This is a genomic window from Prochlorococcus marinus str. MIT 1214, assembly GCF_027359355.1.
GTDB classification, from domain to species: Bacteria; Cyanobacteriota; Cyanobacteriia; order PCC-6307; family Cyanobiaceae; genus Prochlorococcus_B; species Prochlorococcus_B marinus_F.
Genome location: NZ_CP114777.1, coordinates 145,295 through 160,215, shown reverse-complemented (window position 1 = coordinate 160,215; position 14,921 = coordinate 145,295). Strand labels below are relative to the sequence as shown.

The window sequence follows — 14,921 nt, the reverse complement described above, 5'->3', positions numbered from 1 at the left end:
AATTAAGAACTCAAGCTAAATGGGTTTGACTAAGATTCATAGGAACTGTTTATTTATAACTATGCTTATACAATATTATATGATTATTACAGCGCAAAAGAACATAATAAGAATTTTTTTTTATTTAAAGACAAATGAATAAGCACAAAGAGAGCAAAGGTTAAATTAAAAAAAGAATAAGATACTAATAAAAAAGAAATTAAATAAAGATAGTTTGAATATTAAAAAAATATAGATATAAAATTAGTATATATATAATTAATCTCTTATAATTTAAGAACTTTAAAATAAAATTGTTTTAAAGTTCTTAACCTTATTAGCATAAAATAATATAGCATAAAGATTTAATATGCTTTAAGCTATTGAGCATGAAAGTAAATCATTGGTCATTACCTAATGGTGCTACATGTGTTGTAGCTGATATAGAACAATCAACTTTGACTTGTATTGACTTTTGGTGCAAAGGAGGAAGTCTTTATGAAATGAAAGATGAAGAAGGAATGGCGCATTTCTTAGAACATATGATATTTAAAGGTAGTAAGAACCTTAAAGAAGGTGAATTCGATTTAAAAATTGAATCTCTTGGTGGAAGTAGTAATGCTGCAACTGGGTTGGACGATGTTCACTATCACGTTCTTGTACCCCCAGAAAAAATAGAAGAAGGACTAAAATTGATATTAGAGTTATTATTATTTCCTAAAATTGAACAAGATGCCTTTGAAATTGAGAAAGAAGTAGTTTTAGAGGAAATCGCACAAAATATTGAGCAACCAGATGAAATTATTTATATGAAATTGTTAAAGGAATGTTTAAAACCTCATAGATATTCAAAACCAATACTTGGTAGTGAAAAAACTGTAAAAAGTATAAATCCTAAACAAATGAAACTATTCCACAAAAATCATTATGTAGGAAAGAACTGTACACTATGTATAGTAGGAGACTTGCCCAAAGAAATTTTTTCAATAATTAACAATAGTAAACTTAAGGAATTAAACCCAATCTCAAAAGAGATAGATATGAGTAATAGAACTACTTTTAATAAAGGTTATAAAAAAGAAACTGTACCAAGGCTTGAAGGTGGAAGAATATTGAAAGCCTGGAAACTTCCACCTGCAAAAGAGCAGCTCTTAATTTTAGGAGCAGAAATAGTTTCCACAATGTTATGCGAAGGTAAAAGTAGCCTTATTGTTAAGGAATTAAGAGAAGAGAAACGTATTATTGAATCAATAGATATAGATTTACAAATACTTGAAGAGGGTGGGTTAATTCTTTTAGATGTAAGTTGTTCACAGGAAAATCTTAACATTGCCGAAATTGAGATTAATAAGATTCTTAAAGATTTAGCTAGAGATTTAGTTACTAATAAAGATTTGGAGCGTTCGAAAAAATTAGTTATAAATAATATTTATTTTGGTCTAGAGTTAAGTACTCAAATCGCCTCAACATTAGGGAATCAGGCTTTATGGGGGCGACACCAAGAAATATTTAAATCGATAGATGAAATTTCATATTGGACGACTTCACGCTTAAAAAAATTGATTTTTCCATTATTTAATCCAGAAAATGCATTTACATTAATTGCTGAACCTGAGAAGTAAATATGAACATAGTTCTAGACAAACTTAATAGCAAAAATATAATGTCCGCAAAGCTATGGATAGAAGAAGGGAGTAGAAATGATCCAAAAGATAAAAAAGGCATCCATCAACTTTTAAGCTCAACAATGCTTAGAGGTTGTGGGCCATACAATAATAGACAAATTGCCGAAATCGTAGAAAGTTCTGGAGCAAATTTGAACTGTGATACTTTCGAAGATGGTCTTCTAATAAGTCTTAAATGTATCGAAAGTGATGCTTATAAACTTCTTCCTTTAATTGGTTGGATGATTACAAAACCTCTACTTCAAATAGATCAAATTGAATTAGAAAAAGATCTAACGATAAAATCCATTAAAAGACAAAAAGAGAGTACATATCAACTGGCTTTTGATGGATGGAGAAAGATGGTATATGGTGATGGACCATACGGACATGATCCACTGGGATCAATAGATGCCATAAATAAAATCAATAAAGAAGATATATTGCCATTTGCAGGCTCATTGATTTATAGAAAAAAGAACTTAGTAATTTCAGGAAGTTTTCCAATTAATGTAGAAAGTTATATAGAAAATTCAATTGCATTTAAGGATATAAGTAAAAAATTTAATGCTAAAAATAAAACACTTAAAAAACATAAAAATGAACTCGAAACAGAAGCAAAAACAAGTATTTTTACAAGATCATTAAATACGAAACAAGTCATTCTGCTATTAGGTAAATCAACAGTTAGATATGATAATAAATCTGATATTTTGCTTAGATTATTATCATGTTACTTAGGTTATGGAATGTCAAGTTTATTATTTAAGATTCTCAGAGAAAAGTATGGAGTAGTTTATGAAGCAGGAGTTTATCACCCTATCAGAGAGCATAAAACACCATTTATTATGCACGCATCTACAACTGAAGAGAAAGCAATTCTTACTCTTCAACTACTAAAAGAGTGTTGGGGAAAATTTATTAATAGTGAAATCTCACCTGAAGAATTGGACCTTGTAAAGATAAAATTTCGTGGCCAAATGGCACATTCCTTGCAGAGTATTAGTCAAAGAGCTGAGCATAAAGCTCATCTATTAGGAATTGGTCTAACAAAGGATCACGATAAAGAAATTCTTCTAAGAATCGAAAGTATAACAAGTAAAGAAATCAAGGATGCTGCTAATAAATATTTAAAGAACCCATTATTAAGCGTTTGCAGTAACAAAGAAGTTATTCGGAAAATAATTAAAGAATGGGAAACCTAATCAAGCCTAAACTCAATTATCAGTTGTCTTCACCCAAAATTTTCAGTCTTTCTAAAGGAATCAAGAAATTGCCCCTTCTAAATTTCACTTCTAATAAATCATTTGGTCTTATTCCCATAATTATGCCAACCTCATCTAGGGAGACTAGGTCTGGTGGCCTCAACATTGATATAGAATCTGCTGTCTTCAAATATGGCAAAGGAACTTGCAAGGATACTTTTTCTCCAACTGAAAATTTCATTATTACTAAATAGGTTTAATTGATCTTATTGACATATCAATCAATTTGTAAATAATAATGTATAAGATATAATAATTAAATTCATTGCACAATTTTAGTAATGGAGCAAAAGCAATAACAGGCGTAATGTTAATCATAATATGCGCAATGATACCATCATCAATAATTTTTCCTCAAGAAGACCTTTCTCTCTCAAATATCCCACTTCATGGTAACTGGCAAATCCAGGGTCTTCTTTTGACTTCATTGCTTTGTGGACCCAAAATAGGAACAATTTCTGCAATTTCGTATTTGATTATAGGTCTATTCTATTTACCTGTTTTTCATGGCGGAGGAAGTGTAGGTTATATCTTAACTCATGAATTTGGTTACTTGTTAGGATTTATTCCTGCTGCGTGGACATGTGGTTTTTTAGCTAAAAATACTTCAAAATCTAATTTAATAAATTATTCATTTTATACGGCCATATCATTATGCATAATGCATATTATAGGAATTATTTATCTAATTCTAGGTAAAATACTTGGGAATTGGTTTGTTTCTTTATTTGATCTTATTTTGATAAATACTTTTATACCTTTTCCCACTCAATTATTACTATGCATATCAATAAGTCTATTATCATTATTATTAAAACGTATATTAATACTGAAATGATTAAATCTATGAGTAAAAAAATGAAAATCATATCTTACTCTATTTTTATTATTTTATTAGATCAAGTTAGTAAATTCTTAGTATTAACTACATTAGGCTTTGAAAGATCAAAAAATATTATTCCTAATTTATTAAATTTCAGTCTAGTAAAAAACAAAGGGGCTGCATTTAGTCTTTTTAGTAACGCAACAAACCTTCTTACTATTACAAGTATTTTAGCCACATTATTATTAATTAGTATTATTTTAAAGTCCCCGCCAAAATCCTATTGGAATTCAATTGGACTTGCATATCTTTTAGGCGGAACTGTAGGTAATGGAATTGACAGATTATTAAAAGGCTATGTTCTTGATTTTTTAGAACTAGTTCCTATTAATTTTCCTATTTTCAATTTAGCCGATGTATCAATAAACATTGCTATAATATGTTTTATAATTGATTTAACCAAAGACAAATCAAGAATAAAACATTAAATAAGTGGTGATTATTATATGAAAATTTATACTTCAAAAAAAATAATATTTTATATATTAATAATTTTTATTGGCTTGATATTTGTAGGCTTAATTGGAGCAATCATTAGATTAATAAATATACCTGTCGTATTAATTACAGTGTTATTAATAGGCGGCTTAAGTTATTCAAAGAAAATAGACTGGTTACAAAACATTCTACAATCAATATTTAAAATTAAAAGTGAGAAGAAATTAATAGATTTATCATTACTAACCAAAAAGCAAGCTGCAGGTAAATCATTAAAAAGTATTGATCTGTTAATCAGATTAATTAATGATAAAGTCACGGCCAAGGCCCTAAAGGATGAAAAGGAAAGAGTTTCGTTAGAGTTAGATAGAGGGGATATTATTTTAGTAGTTTTTGGAATTGGCTCTAGTGGTAAAACATCACTAATAAGAGCTCTTTTAAAAAGAATAGTAGGTAAAGTTAGTCCTGAAATGGGGTCAACAAGACAAAAAGAAACCTTCCGGCTTAAACTTAAAGGCCTTCCAAGAGGAATAAGAATTATTGATACACCTGGAATATTAGAAGCGGGAAAAGGAGGTAGAGAAAGGGAAAAGAGTGCGTTAATAGAAGCACGCAAAGCTGATTTAATGTTAGTAGTAATAGAAGGAGATTTACGTTCTGAAGAAACAAGAATAATCAGGAGTTTATCTAAATCTGGCAAAAGACTTTTACTTGTTCTTAATAAAATAGATTTAAGAGGAGAAAATGAAGAAAAAAGATTAATCGAAATTCTAAATTCTAGATGTAGTGATTTTATCGAGCCAAAAGATATTATTTGTACCTCTGCATCCCCTCAAACAATTGCAATCCCTGGAAAAAAGCCTTTTCAACCAGACCCTGAAATCGGTAGTTTAATTAGAAGATTAGCAAATATTCTACATGAAGAAGGTGAAGAGCTAATTGCAGATAATATATTGATTCAATGCAGTAATCTTGGTAAAGAAGGTAAAAAATTGTTAGTTAAGCAAAGAAGTCAATCAGCCAAAAAATGTGTTGATAAGTATGGTTGGCTCAGTAGCGGAGCATTATTATTAACTCCATTACCTGTGATCGATATGATCGCTGCGGCGGCTGTGAATGCACAAATGGTTATTGAAATAGCAAAAATCTATGGTGTTGAAATTACTAAAGATAGAGCAAAGAATTTAGCAATTTCGGTAGGGAAAACACTTGCAACTATGGGTTTAGTTCAAGGTGGAGTTTCTCTAATAAGCTCAACATTAAGTCTGTCACTTCCAACATTAGTTGTTAGCAAAGTAATTCAAGCTGTCAGTGTATCCTGGCTTACTAGGATTGCAGGAGCAAGTTTCATAACTTATTTCCAACAAGACCAAAATTGGGGAGATGGTGGAATCCAAGAAGTTGTTGAATATCATTACAACTTAAATAAAAGAGAAGAGTATTTCAAAAGTTTTATTCGAAGGGCTTATGAGAGGGTTATTGATCCTTTAGTTGAAAAAAAATTTAAAAAACTACCGCCGAGATCAAGGCCTCCGGGGATGGAGGGATCATCGGACCTCTAAAATCTAAAATAAAAACCAATGCCAAATAAATTAAGCCAATCAAAATTGATATTGAAGCTGTTATGAAAGCCAATATATTTTTTTTATTAAAAAATTCCTTACTCATTTTTTAATCAATTAATTGACTGATTAATAAGATTAGCTAAAAGTTTTAAATCCTCAAATTTAGTATTAGGGTTACCCATAACAGCTTTTAAATAAAATCTATCCTCATACAATGGTCTTGATAGCATAAACTTATTGACTAATAAAGTGTTTCTCATTTTCATAGACCAATCTGAGCCTTGAGAAGAAGTATAATTGATCGGTGTTAAAGCTAAAAGATGAAGAGGTCCTGATATTATTTTAAATCTTGATGAATCAATTTTTGATTCAAAATAACATCTTCTTTTAATAGAATCCAAAAGTATTTTTTCTATACCTTCTTCACCTAATTGTCTTAAACCAATCCACAATTTTAATGCCTCGGCGGATCTAGTACCTTGAATTCCAAGTTCTCCCCCATGAAAATCATTTCCTTTTATTGATTCGGCATAAGGTAGTCCTGTTGAGAAGGTGGAAGAAAGATGGTTTTTATTAGCTACCAGTAATAAAGAAGAAGTTTTTGCGATACCCAATAATTTCTGTGGATTAACAGTAATAGAGTCTGCAGAAGCTAAGTCTTTAACCATTTCTGAAGTTTTTGCTGATAGGCCATAAATTCCACCAATTGCGCCATCAACATGAAGCCAAATTTTCTCTTTTTTGCAAAATTGAGCGATTTCAAAGAGTGGATCAATAGCCCCTCTTACAGTTGTTCCTGCTGTAGCTACGACAGCGAAACATTTCTTCCCCTGAGATTTTATTTTTTTTAAATTTGAAGACAAGTAAGAAATATCCAATTTACCTTTTTCATCAGTCGGAACTTGTTGCAAAGATTCTTTGTTAAGTCCCATAATCCTTAGAGATTTTGAAAATGAGACATGACAATCTTCACTTGCAAAAAATACTGCACTGGTATCATTTTCTAGACCAGCAATATTTCTTGCCATTACTAATGCCATTAAATTACTTAAACTTCCCCCGCTAGCAGCTACCCCTCCAGACAAATCACCAAGACCTAATTTCTGACAAAACCATTTACACAGTTTTCTTTCCAGGGATGTCAAGCTGGGTGATAATTCTTCAGCCAAAAGATTATTATTTAAACCTGCACAAATAAGCTCTCCTACAATTGATGCAGACAAAGGAGGAGGATCTAAATGAGCAAGAGCTCTTGGATGAGATGGTCGATAAGAACCATTCATTAATGATTGAAGATCATTTAATAAAACTTTATTTGATACACCTTTTTTATTGGGAAAGGCCTCAGGTAAATCAAATGAATCAGGCATAGGAGCTTGACTGCCTGATTCAGCAAACCAATAACAAAGATTACTTGAGGCTTCAGCAAGAAAAGAATGAAGTTCTCTATCTAAATTGTGTGGTGATGCAAAAGGGTCCAAAGAAAATAAGTCTCTATTTGTAGTATTTGATGATCCAGTTCAAACCAAAAAAAAAAATGATTAATCTCTAGATAAACATTTTATTTGATAATTCTCCAAACATCTAAAAAATTGTCAAAACCAATCTCACTGAGTCAGGAAGAAAAAATAAAGTGGATGACAAGATTGTTATCTAAAGCAAAGCTTGTAGGGGAGAGAGGGGAAGTCCCTATTGCTTCAGTCATTCTCGACAAAAGGGGCAGATGTATTGGTTATGGGGGGAATAGAAGGGAAGCAATGAAAGATCCTTTAGGTCATGCTGAGTTGGTAGCTCTGCGACAAGCTTCTTGGATAAACAATGATTGGAGATTTAATGACTGTACATTGATTGTAAATCTGGAGCCATGTCCAATGTGTGCAGGCGCTTTAATACAAGCAAGGATGGGGAAGATTATCTATGGATCTGAAGACCCAAAAAGAGGTGCATTAGGTGGAACGATCAATCTCGCAGAGCATAAAAGTGCCCATCATAATATGATAATTGAAAGAGGAATAATGGAAGAAGAATCTAGAAAGATAATATTAGATTGGTTCAAAGATAAAAGAGTTTTATCTAGACAAAGTTTATTATCTAAACTTAGGTAATTCAGTTTCAAAAATATTTATTATCTTATCTACATTTGTAGAGGTTGAGTTATAACCCATTAAACCAATTCTCCATACTTTTCCTGCCAAATCACCAAGTCCACCTCCAATCTCAACACCAAAATTATTTAGTAAATGTTTAGTAAATGCCTTACCGTCAAAACCTTCTGGTATCTTTACCGTTGTTAGCGTTGGCAAGCGTAATTCTTCTTTAACGTGTAATTCCAAACCAATATTTTCTAATGAATTCCAAAGTGATTCCGCATTTTTTTTATGTCTATCCCATGAAACTTCTAATCCTTCTTCTGCTAACAATCTGAGGGCTTCTCTAATGCCAAAATTCATATTTACAGGAGCAGTATGATGATATACCCGATCACTACCCCAATATTTATTTAATAAAGAAACATCTAGATACCAGTTCGGTACCTTATCTTTTCTATTTGACATTTTATTTTCAGCTCTCTCATTCATTGAAAAAGGGCCTAATCCAGGCGGGCAACTTAATCCTTTTTGACTACAGCTATAAGCTAAATCAATCTTCCACTCATCCAAATAAAGAGGAACACCTCCTAAAGAAGTCACTGTGTCGACAAGTAGTAAACAATTATATTTTCTACACAAATCACCTATTCCATCCATAGGTTGGCATACACCTGTTGAGGTTTCTGCATGAACAATTGCTAATACAGCTGGTTTATGTTCCTTCAGCGCATCTTCTATTTCTTCTAGAGAGAATGCATTCCCCCAATCTTTCTGAATAGTTTCAACATTTGCTTTATATCTTCCTGCCATATCAGCGAGTCGATGTCCAAAATATCCTTTGATAGCAACTAAAACTGTATCTTCTGGTTCAACAACATTTGCTAACGTTGCCTCCATTGCTGCACTTCCTGTCCCACTCATTGGAAGTGTTAGTCGATTGCTAGTTTGCCATGCATATCTGAGCAACTCTTGAACCTCACTCATCAAGTCCACATAAAATGGATCCAAGTGACCAATTGGAGGTTGAGAGAGTGCTTTCAACACAGCAGGATCTGCGTTTGATGGGCCTGGCCCAAGCAATAACCTTTCAGGTGAAACAGTTGGACCAAAATCTTTACGATGTTGATTATCAACAGAAGGAAGAATTTGAGTGGCCAAGAAAACAGATCGTTTTATATATCTACCGAGCCTAAAAGGCAATAGGCAAAGTCGGGGTATTTTTTTTAGGGATTGCAATAGGAATTAGTTAGATTTCCCGAAAAAAAACAGAAAACAAAGAAAATTTTCTGTTAAAAGTCTAAAAAAAGTGCTTGTCGATACAAAAAGAGATGCAAACGCTTATTACGTTCATAATTAAGTATCTCTGTCGCAAATCAAATTCATCATGAGCAAGACCTCTCAAGATGTTCTTCGTCAAATTAAGGATGAGGGCATTGAGCTAATAGACCTAAAATTCGCTGATCTACATGGCAAGTGGCAGCATTTAACTGTAGCTTCAGATCTGATTGAAGAAAGCTCTTTCTCAGAAGGGCTTGCTTTTGATGGCTCTTCCATTCGCGGTTGGAAAGCCATAAACGAATCCGATATGGCGATGGTTCCAGATCCATCAACAAGCTGGATAGACCCTTTTTACCATCACAAAACTCTTAGTTTGATTTGTTCAATTCAGGAGCCAAGAAGCGGAGAGCCATACGCAAGATGTCCAAGAGCATTAGCACAAAAAGCCTTGGATTATTTAGGAAGCACGAGTGTTGCAGATTCAGCATTCTTTGGCCCTGAACCAGAATTCTTTATTTTCGATGATGTCCGATATAACTCAGGAGAGGGGGGAAGTTTTTACAGCGTCGACACCATAGAAGCCCCTTGGAACACAGGAAGAGTAGAGGAAGGCGGAAACCTTGGTTACAAAATTCAATTAAAAGAAGGTTATTTCCCAGTATCCCCTAACGACACTGCTCAAGACATGAGGTCTGAGATGCTTCTACTGATGGGTGAATTAGGAATACCAATAGAGAAACATCACCATGAAGTTGCAGGAGCTGGCCAACATGAATTAGGGATGAAATTTGCGCCCCTAATAAATGCAGCTGACAATGTGATGATTTACAAATACATAGTTAGGAATGTAGCCAAAAAATATGGGAAAACTGCAACTTTTATGCCTAAACCAGTCTTCAATGACAATGGAACAGGAATGCATGTTCACCAAAGCTTATGGAAAGGTGGCCAGCCATTATTTTATGGAGAAGGCACATATGCGAATCTGTCTCAAACAGCTAAATGGTATATCGGGGGAATCCTTAAGCATGCACCTTCCTTCCTTGCGTTTACAAACCCAACCACCAACAGTTACAAAAGGTTGGTTCCGGGATTCGAAGCACCGGTAAATTTAGTTTATTCTCAAGGAAATAGATCAGCTGCAGTAAGAATTCCTTTAACTGGACCAAGTCCTAAAGCAAAGAGACTTGAATTTCGTTCTGGTGATGCATTGGCTAATCCTTATATTGCTTTTTCAGCAATGATGATGGCTGGTATTGATGGAATCAAAAATCAAATTGATCCTGGAGATGGCGTTGATGTCGATCTTTTTGAGCTTCCTTCTGAGGAACTATCAAAAATAGACACTGTTCCCTCCTCATTAAACGATGCATTAGAGGCATTAAAAAATGACAATAAATATTTAACGGAAGGAGGAGTATTTACCGACGACTTCATTAATAACTGGGTTGAACTTAAATACGAAGAAGTGCAACAGCTAAGACAAAGACCTCATCCTCATGAATTCACTATGTACTATGACGCCTAAATATAAATCTAAATATATTTATTAATTTTTTGAATTCAAGATTAAGGTCTATGCACAAATATGCATAGACCTTAATCTTTTTTTGTTAACTCGTCACTAATCAATCAAATCTGTTAGATAGTAAGGTAATTAATAAATGGTTCATGGCAGCGCCAAGCCTTAAAAAAATTGCATATCACACTCTTCAACAAGGAAAAACACTTGCTGGGTTAGCTCATAAAGAGTTAAGTACAAAGTTAATGGAAGTTTTTGCGCCTGAGGCAGCTCCAGGCAAATTTCCAATCAATCAAGATCTGATAAAAGAAGTTAGAAGATCAATGGAAAATCTAGAAACTATCGATTGGAAAGAAGCAGAGGATGGCATTTACCCTAAATCTCAACTATTCGAAGCTCCATGGCTGGAATGGGCAAAGAAATACCCCTTGGTTTGGCTAGATATGCCACAAACGTGGCAGAGACGAAAGAAAAATAAAACCAGAGAAATCCCCAGGAATGTAAACGAGGCAGATTATCCTGATTATTATTTACAAAATTTCCATCACCAAACAGACGGTTACCTAAGTGATCATTCTGCTGAAATTTATGACTTACAAGTTGAGATTCTTTTTAATGGAACGGCTGATTCCATGAGAAGAAGGGTCTTATCCCCTTTAAAAAGAGGTCTAAAAAAATATTTATCTAAAGATTCAAAGAAAGTCAAAGTTTTAGATATCGCAACTGGAACTGGGAGAACACTTCAGCAAATACAAAGTGCGTTACCACAAGTGGAACTTTATGGGCTTGATTTGTCAGGTTCATACCTAAAGCAAGCAAGTAAATATCTCAGCTCCAGAAGTGGTGAACTTGTTCAGCTAACCAAAGGAAATGCAGAAAAAATGCCCTATGCATCAGAAACTTTTCAAGCTTTAACTTGTGTTTTTCTTTTTCACGAACTTCCTAGAGATGCACGCCAGAATGTTTTAAGCGAATGCTTTAGATTGTTAGAACCTGGTGGAACTCTTGTTCTTGCCGATTCAATTCAGATAGAAGATTCTCCAAAATTCACTCCAATAATGGAAAACTTTCACAAAATATTCCACGAACCTTATTATAGAGATTACATAGTTGATAACATAAACCTAAGATTAGAAGAAAGTGGCTTTTCCTCAATTACTTCTGAATCCCACTTCATGACTAAAGTATGGAAAGCAAACAAGCCAGTTTGATTTTATTGAAAAAATTACCACAAGAAAATCACATTTAATATCTTATTATGATAAAAAAAAATAAATACATTTGGCCAGAAAAAGTTCGATTTCTTACAAAAGAACTCCATAATGAAATCAGTCTTGATAATTACAACTGGCATAAATTCAGAGGAAACAAACAAAGAAGAAGCGCTGAATTAATTATTTCTGCAATTTCACAATTAATTAATAATGGAGATGAAGAAGAAATAGAAGAATTACTTAATCAAGCAATATTATGGATAAAAGAGGAAATTAAAGACACAGGATGTAAAAGTCATTAAATACTTACTTCTTTAGTGATAGCTGAAGTCTATTACCTTTCCTACTCCATCTAACATCATCAAAACACTTATGTATTAAATAAATTCCTCTTCCACTTTTAGTATCAATTTTCAAAGGGAGAGAACTTATCCGTCTATTTTTAACTATGCCTAATCCTTCATCTTGAATTTGCCAAATAAACCAGTTGGGCGTAAGAATTCTTCTAACTCGAATTACTTTATTAGGATTAGATAAGTTTCCATGTACAACTGCATTAACAAGAGCCTCATGCAATCCTAATTTAATTTTGTTTGCAGTTTCTTTACAAATTACAGGCTCTAAAAGAGTTTCAACAAATGATGCTAGTTTTAAAGTAGAGGGATGAATAAATACAGCCCAATTTTTAGAAGGCTCCACAATTAATTAAAACATTCTTTGTAAATTAATCATCTGATGAAATAATCAGCCTGGAAGTTAAAGCTTATTTTTAACTTAAGTCATAAATACTATTTTAAGAGAAAAATTAAGCATTAATAATTAAATGGTTAGGTTTTAGCTTTAATTCCTTGATGGTTCAATAAGGCATCCATCAATCGAACACCCCTTAATTGATTAACCAACGGCATATGACCATTTGGTGCATCAATTGACCAATTAAATGCTTTCGGATATCTAGTCCATATCCCATCATTTTTCCAACCTATTCGTGGCCAAAGTTTGTCATACCTTCCCCCTAGAGAATCTAATATTTTCGCTTGAACAGTAAATCCAAATTTCCCTCTTGAATAAACAACCCAGAGCTTATCCAAAGTAGACAAATCAATGGAAGGTATTGATTCAACTTCAGAGAAATAAACATATCCTCTTTTTACTGCCTTTTCGCCGGCAAGCTCTCTAAGTTTAGAGCTAGTAAAGCGGTCAGCATCCTCGTAGCATTCATTCAATAAATATCTCTGAAGAGGTGAATAATCAAAACCAACATCAGATGGTGCATTGAACCAAGAAAGATCATCGCAATCGAGATTATTTTTTATGAAATTTTGATCAGTTTTATGAATGAGTTGCAAAATGAACCCAGGAGGCCATTCATAAACGCCAGGGTCAAAGCCAGTCATTAATCTTGCCCCAAGGCCAAGAAGCTCATCAACCCGATCTTCTAAACCATTAAGCAACCCATGCCGTTTTCTTTCTGAAGCCATCTTAAAGGACTCCAAAAACTCCTCTATGCTCTCTTTATTTGGATGTGTTTTTTCTTCAGTCATGATTAACTGCCGGCCTAAAATGACCTAAGCACTAATACTATGTCAGAGAAACCTACCAATTCAAGCTATGGCGTAACGGACTTTCGGGATTTAAACAGTCCAATTGTTGATGTAAGAAGTCCGAGCGAATTTTTCAAAGGTCATTGGCCAGGTGCCATAAATATTCCTTTATTTTCTGATATTGAAAGAGAGCTAATAGGTAAAAGTTATAAAAAAGAAAGCCGCTTAAAAGCCATATTTAATGGTTTAAAAATCAGTCTTAAAAACAGTTCAAAGCTTATAGAAACAATCCTTCATACCACTAGCCAAAAAGAAGAGGTAAATAATTCATTACGAATATATTGCTGGAGAGGCGGCATGAGATCTGCTGCTTTTGCCTGGCTAGCACGAACAATCGGTATTAAGACTTATTTATTAAAAGGTGGCTATAAAAGCTATAGAAATTGGGTATTAAATCAATTTGAAGCTGATTTACCAATAAGACTTATCGGAGGCAAAACAGGTACAAGAAAAACTGATCTGCTAAATCATATCAATAAAGAAAATATATATGTTATTGATTTAGAGGGTATTGCCAATCACAGAGGGAGTAGTTTTGGTTCATTAGGAATGGAGAAGCAACCGACAAGTCAACAATTTGAAAATATTCTCGCAGAATTTCTTTGTGATTTTCACAAAAATAACGCTATTGAGATATGGCTAGAAGCTGAAAGTTCTAATTTAGGAAAATGTCGCATTCCAAATAGTTTGTATACAAAAATGAAAAAAGCTCCAATTCTAGAAATAATTAAGAGTAAGAATGAGCGCATAGAGAATCTAGTCAATCTCTATAGTCAAAATTCACAAAATGAATTAAAAAATGCAGTGAAAAGAATAAGCAAAAGATTAGGACCACAAAGAACAAAAGAGGCGATAGATGCTATTGAGAAAAAAGAATGGTCAAAAGCCTGTGAAGCTATGCTCGATTATTATGACAAATGCTACGAATACGAACTTAAAAAAACAGAGAAAATAAATTCAATTAATCTTAGTGGTCTAGACCTAAAATCATCTTTAAAAAAAATCTTAAATGAGAACCTTAATCCCTTATAGTTTTATATAAGAATATGTCTATTATCAAATTTAAATAAGAGATGACTGAAATCAATAAGGATGTAGCAATTCAATTTATCAGAGGGGAAGACGAGAAAGATCATCCTAAAATTCGTTTATTTAGAAATACTGATGGCATTCGAGGTACAGCAGTATATAAATTTTATAATCCAAAAACAATCACCCTAGAAAATTATAAATCTATACAGAAAATGTATCTAATAGACTCAGAAGGTGAACTTTCGACAAGAAAAATAGATTTAATTCTTTCAGAAGATCATGTTAAGGAAGTAAAGTCGATTTATAGTTGGAATTCAGATAAAGAATTTGAAAGATTTATGCGTTTTGCTTCAAGGTATGCAAAATCTCTTACTAATAATTAATTAT

Annotated in this window: 16 protein-coding genes; 11 read left to right on the top strand and 5 right to left on the bottom strand. The window is 33.0% G+C overall.

Annotated elements, in window-relative coordinates; all coding sequences use genetic code 11:
* The first annotated feature begins 368 nt into the window (after positions 1 to 368).
* Positions 369 to 1,601 (top strand): M16 family metallopeptidase, encoded by a 1,233-nt coding sequence (locus O5639_RS00840; RefSeq protein WP_269624634.1) that lies wholly within the window; start codon positions 369 to 371, stop codon positions 1,599 to 1,601.
* 41 nt (positions 1,602 to 1,642) lie between these two features.
* Positions 1,643 to 2,848: a M16 family metallopeptidase gene (locus O5639_RS00835; protein ID WP_420063662.1), complete on the top strand. Its 1,206-nt coding sequence runs from the start codon at positions 1,643 to 1,645 to the stop codon at positions 2,846 to 2,848.
* Between the two features lie 19 nt (positions 2,849 to 2,867).
* Here O5639_RS00835 and O5639_RS00830 read toward each other — a convergent pair whose 3' ends face one another.
* On the bottom strand, positions 2,868 to 3,089 hold the full coding sequence (locus O5639_RS00830) for an NAD(P)H dehydrogenase assembly family protein (protein ID WP_269624632.1): 222 nt from the start codon (positions 3,087 to 3,089) through the stop codon (positions 2,868 to 2,870).
* 84 nt (positions 3,090 to 3,173) lie between these two features.
* On the opposite strand from O5639_RS00830, the gene O5639_RS00825 reads away from it, so the two are divergent.
* The 3 genes from O5639_RS00825 to O5639_RS00815 are packed head-to-tail and all read left to right on the top strand — an operon-like array spanning position 3,174 to position 5,791.
* Positions 3,174 to 3,746 (top strand): biotin transporter BioY, encoded by a 573-nt coding sequence (locus O5639_RS00825; protein WP_269624631.1) that lies wholly within the window; start codon positions 3,174 to 3,176, stop codon positions 3,744 to 3,746.
* 20 nt (positions 3,747 to 3,766) lie between these two features.
* Positions 3,767 to 4,219 carry a signal peptidase II gene (gene lspA / locus O5639_RS00820; protein ID WP_420063661.1) on the top strand — a complete coding sequence of 151 codons (453 nt, stop codon included), beginning with the start codon at positions 3,767 to 3,769 and terminating at the stop codon, positions 4,217 to 4,219.
* Between the two features lie 18 nt (positions 4,220 to 4,237).
* Positions 4,238 to 5,791 (top strand): YcjF family protein, encoded by a 1,554-nt coding sequence (locus tag O5639_RS00815; protein ID WP_269624629.1) that lies wholly within the window; start codon positions 4,238 to 4,240, stop codon positions 5,789 to 5,791.
* A gap of 113 nt (positions 5,792 to 5,904) precedes the next feature.
* On the opposite strand, the gene O5639_RS00810 is transcribed toward O5639_RS00815, so the two are convergent.
* A complete protein-coding gene (locus O5639_RS00810) occupies positions 5,905 to 7,275 on the bottom strand; it encodes a pyridoxal phosphate-dependent decarboxylase family protein (RefSeq protein ID WP_269624628.1) in 1,371 nt (456 codons plus the stop codon).
* Between the two features lie 129 nt (positions 7,276 to 7,404).
* Between O5639_RS00810 and O5639_RS00805 the strand changes: the two genes are divergently transcribed.
* Entirely contained in the window at positions 7,405 to 7,899 is a 495-nt protein-coding gene (locus O5639_RS00805; protein WP_269625492.1) for a nucleoside deaminase, read from the top strand.
* Here the strand turns inward: O5639_RS00805 and O5639_RS00800 are convergent.
* Complete coding sequence (locus tag O5639_RS00800; RefSeq protein ID WP_269625491.1) at positions 7,882 to 9,060, bottom strand: pyridoxal-phosphate-dependent aminotransferase family protein; 1,179 nt, start codon at positions 9,058 to 9,060, stop codon at positions 7,882 to 7,884. The genes O5639_RS00805 and O5639_RS00800 overlap by 18 nt on opposite strands.
* Positions 9,061 to 9,268: 208 nt before the next feature.
* Here O5639_RS00800 and glnA point away from each other — a divergent pair, with 208 nt between their 5' ends.
* From glnA to O5639_RS00785, 3 genes are all read left to right on the top strand, one after another.
* A complete protein-coding gene (gene glnA / locus O5639_RS00795; RefSeq protein ID WP_269624627.1) occupies positions 9,269 to 10,690 on the top strand; it encodes a type I glutamate--ammonia ligase in 1,422 nt (473 codons plus the stop codon).
* A gap of 143 nt (positions 10,691 to 10,833) precedes the next feature.
* Positions 10,834 to 11,895, top strand: a complete 1,062-nt coding sequence (locus tag O5639_RS00790) for a class I SAM-dependent methyltransferase (RefSeq protein ID WP_269624626.1) — start codon at positions 10,834 to 10,836, stop codon at positions 11,893 to 11,895.
* Between the two features lie 47 nt (positions 11,896 to 11,942).
* The gene (locus O5639_RS00785; RefSeq protein WP_269624625.1) at positions 11,943 to 12,200 is read left to right on the top strand and encodes a DUF6439 family protein; all 258 of its coding nucleotides are present in this window, start codon (positions 11,943 to 11,945) and stop codon (positions 12,198 to 12,200) included.
* Positions 12,201 to 12,204: 4 nt separating this feature from the next.
* Here O5639_RS00785 and O5639_RS00780 read toward each other — a convergent pair whose 3' ends face one another.
* Both O5639_RS00780 and O5639_RS00775 read right to left on the bottom strand, forming a co-directional pair.
* Positions 12,205 to 12,597 (bottom strand): ATP-binding protein, encoded by a 393-nt coding sequence (locus O5639_RS00780; RefSeq protein ID WP_269624624.1) that lies wholly within the window; start codon positions 12,595 to 12,597, stop codon positions 12,205 to 12,207.
* Between the two features lie 128 nt (positions 12,598 to 12,725).
* Positions 12,726 to 13,442, bottom strand: a complete 717-nt coding sequence (locus tag O5639_RS00775; protein ID WP_269624623.1) for a GUN4 domain-containing protein — start codon at positions 13,440 to 13,442, stop codon at positions 12,726 to 12,728.
* 39 nt (positions 13,443 to 13,481) lie between these two features.
* Here O5639_RS00775 and mnmH point away from each other — a divergent pair, with 39 nt between their 5' ends.
* Positions 13,482 to 14,534, top strand: a complete 1,053-nt coding sequence (gene mnmH, locus O5639_RS00770) for a tRNA 2-selenouridine(34) synthase MnmH (RefSeq protein ID WP_269624622.1) — start codon at positions 13,482 to 13,484, stop codon at positions 14,532 to 14,534.
* A gap of 41 nt (positions 14,535 to 14,575) precedes the next feature.
* Entirely contained in the window at positions 14,576 to 14,917 is a 342-nt protein-coding gene (gene psb28 / locus O5639_RS00765; RefSeq protein ID WP_269624621.1) for a photosystem II reaction center protein Psb28, read from the top strand.
* Positions 14,918 to 14,921: the final 4 nt, after the last annotated feature.

Excerpts from the sequence above, each read along its gene's own strand:
- O5639_RS00785 (WP_269624625.1), top strand. The coding sequence starts at position 11,943 with ATGATAAAAAAAAATAAATACATTTGGCCAGAAAAAGTTCGATTTCTT.
- O5639_RS00815 (WP_269624629.1), top strand. The coding sequence starts at position 4,238 with ATGAAAATTTATACTTCAAAAAAAATAATATTTTATATATTAATAATT.
- O5639_RS00775 (WP_269624623.1), bottom strand. The coding sequence starts at position 13,442 with ATGACTGAAGAAAAAACACATCCAAATAAAGAGAGCATAGAGGAGTTT.
- O5639_RS00830 (WP_269624632.1), bottom strand. The coding sequence starts at position 3,089 with ATGAAATTTTCAGTTGGAGAAAAAGTATCCTTGCAAGTTCCTTTGCCA.
- lspA (WP_420063661.1), top strand. The coding sequence starts at position 3,767 with ATGAAAATCATATCTTACTCTATTTTTATTATTTTATTAGATCAAGTT.
- psb28 (WP_269624621.1), top strand. The coding sequence starts at position 14,576 with ATGACTGAAATCAATAAGGATGTAGCAATTCAATTTATCAGAGGGGAA.
- O5639_RS00790 (WP_269624626.1), top strand. The coding sequence starts at position 10,834 with ATGGCAGCGCCAAGCCTTAAAAAAATTGCATATCACACTCTTCAACAA.
- mnmH (WP_269624622.1), top strand. The coding sequence starts at position 13,482 with ATGTCAGAGAAACCTACCAATTCAAGCTATGGCGTAACGGACTTTCGG.
- O5639_RS00840 (WP_269624634.1), top strand. The coding sequence starts at position 369 with ATGAAAGTAAATCATTGGTCATTACCTAATGGTGCTACATGTGTTGTA.
- glnA (WP_269624627.1), top strand. The coding sequence starts at position 9,269 with ATGAGCAAGACCTCTCAAGATGTTCTTCGTCAAATTAAGGATGAGGGC.
- O5639_RS00835 (WP_420063662.1), top strand. The coding sequence starts at position 1,643 with ATGTCCGCAAAGCTATGGATAGAAGAAGGGAGTAGAAATGATCCAAAA.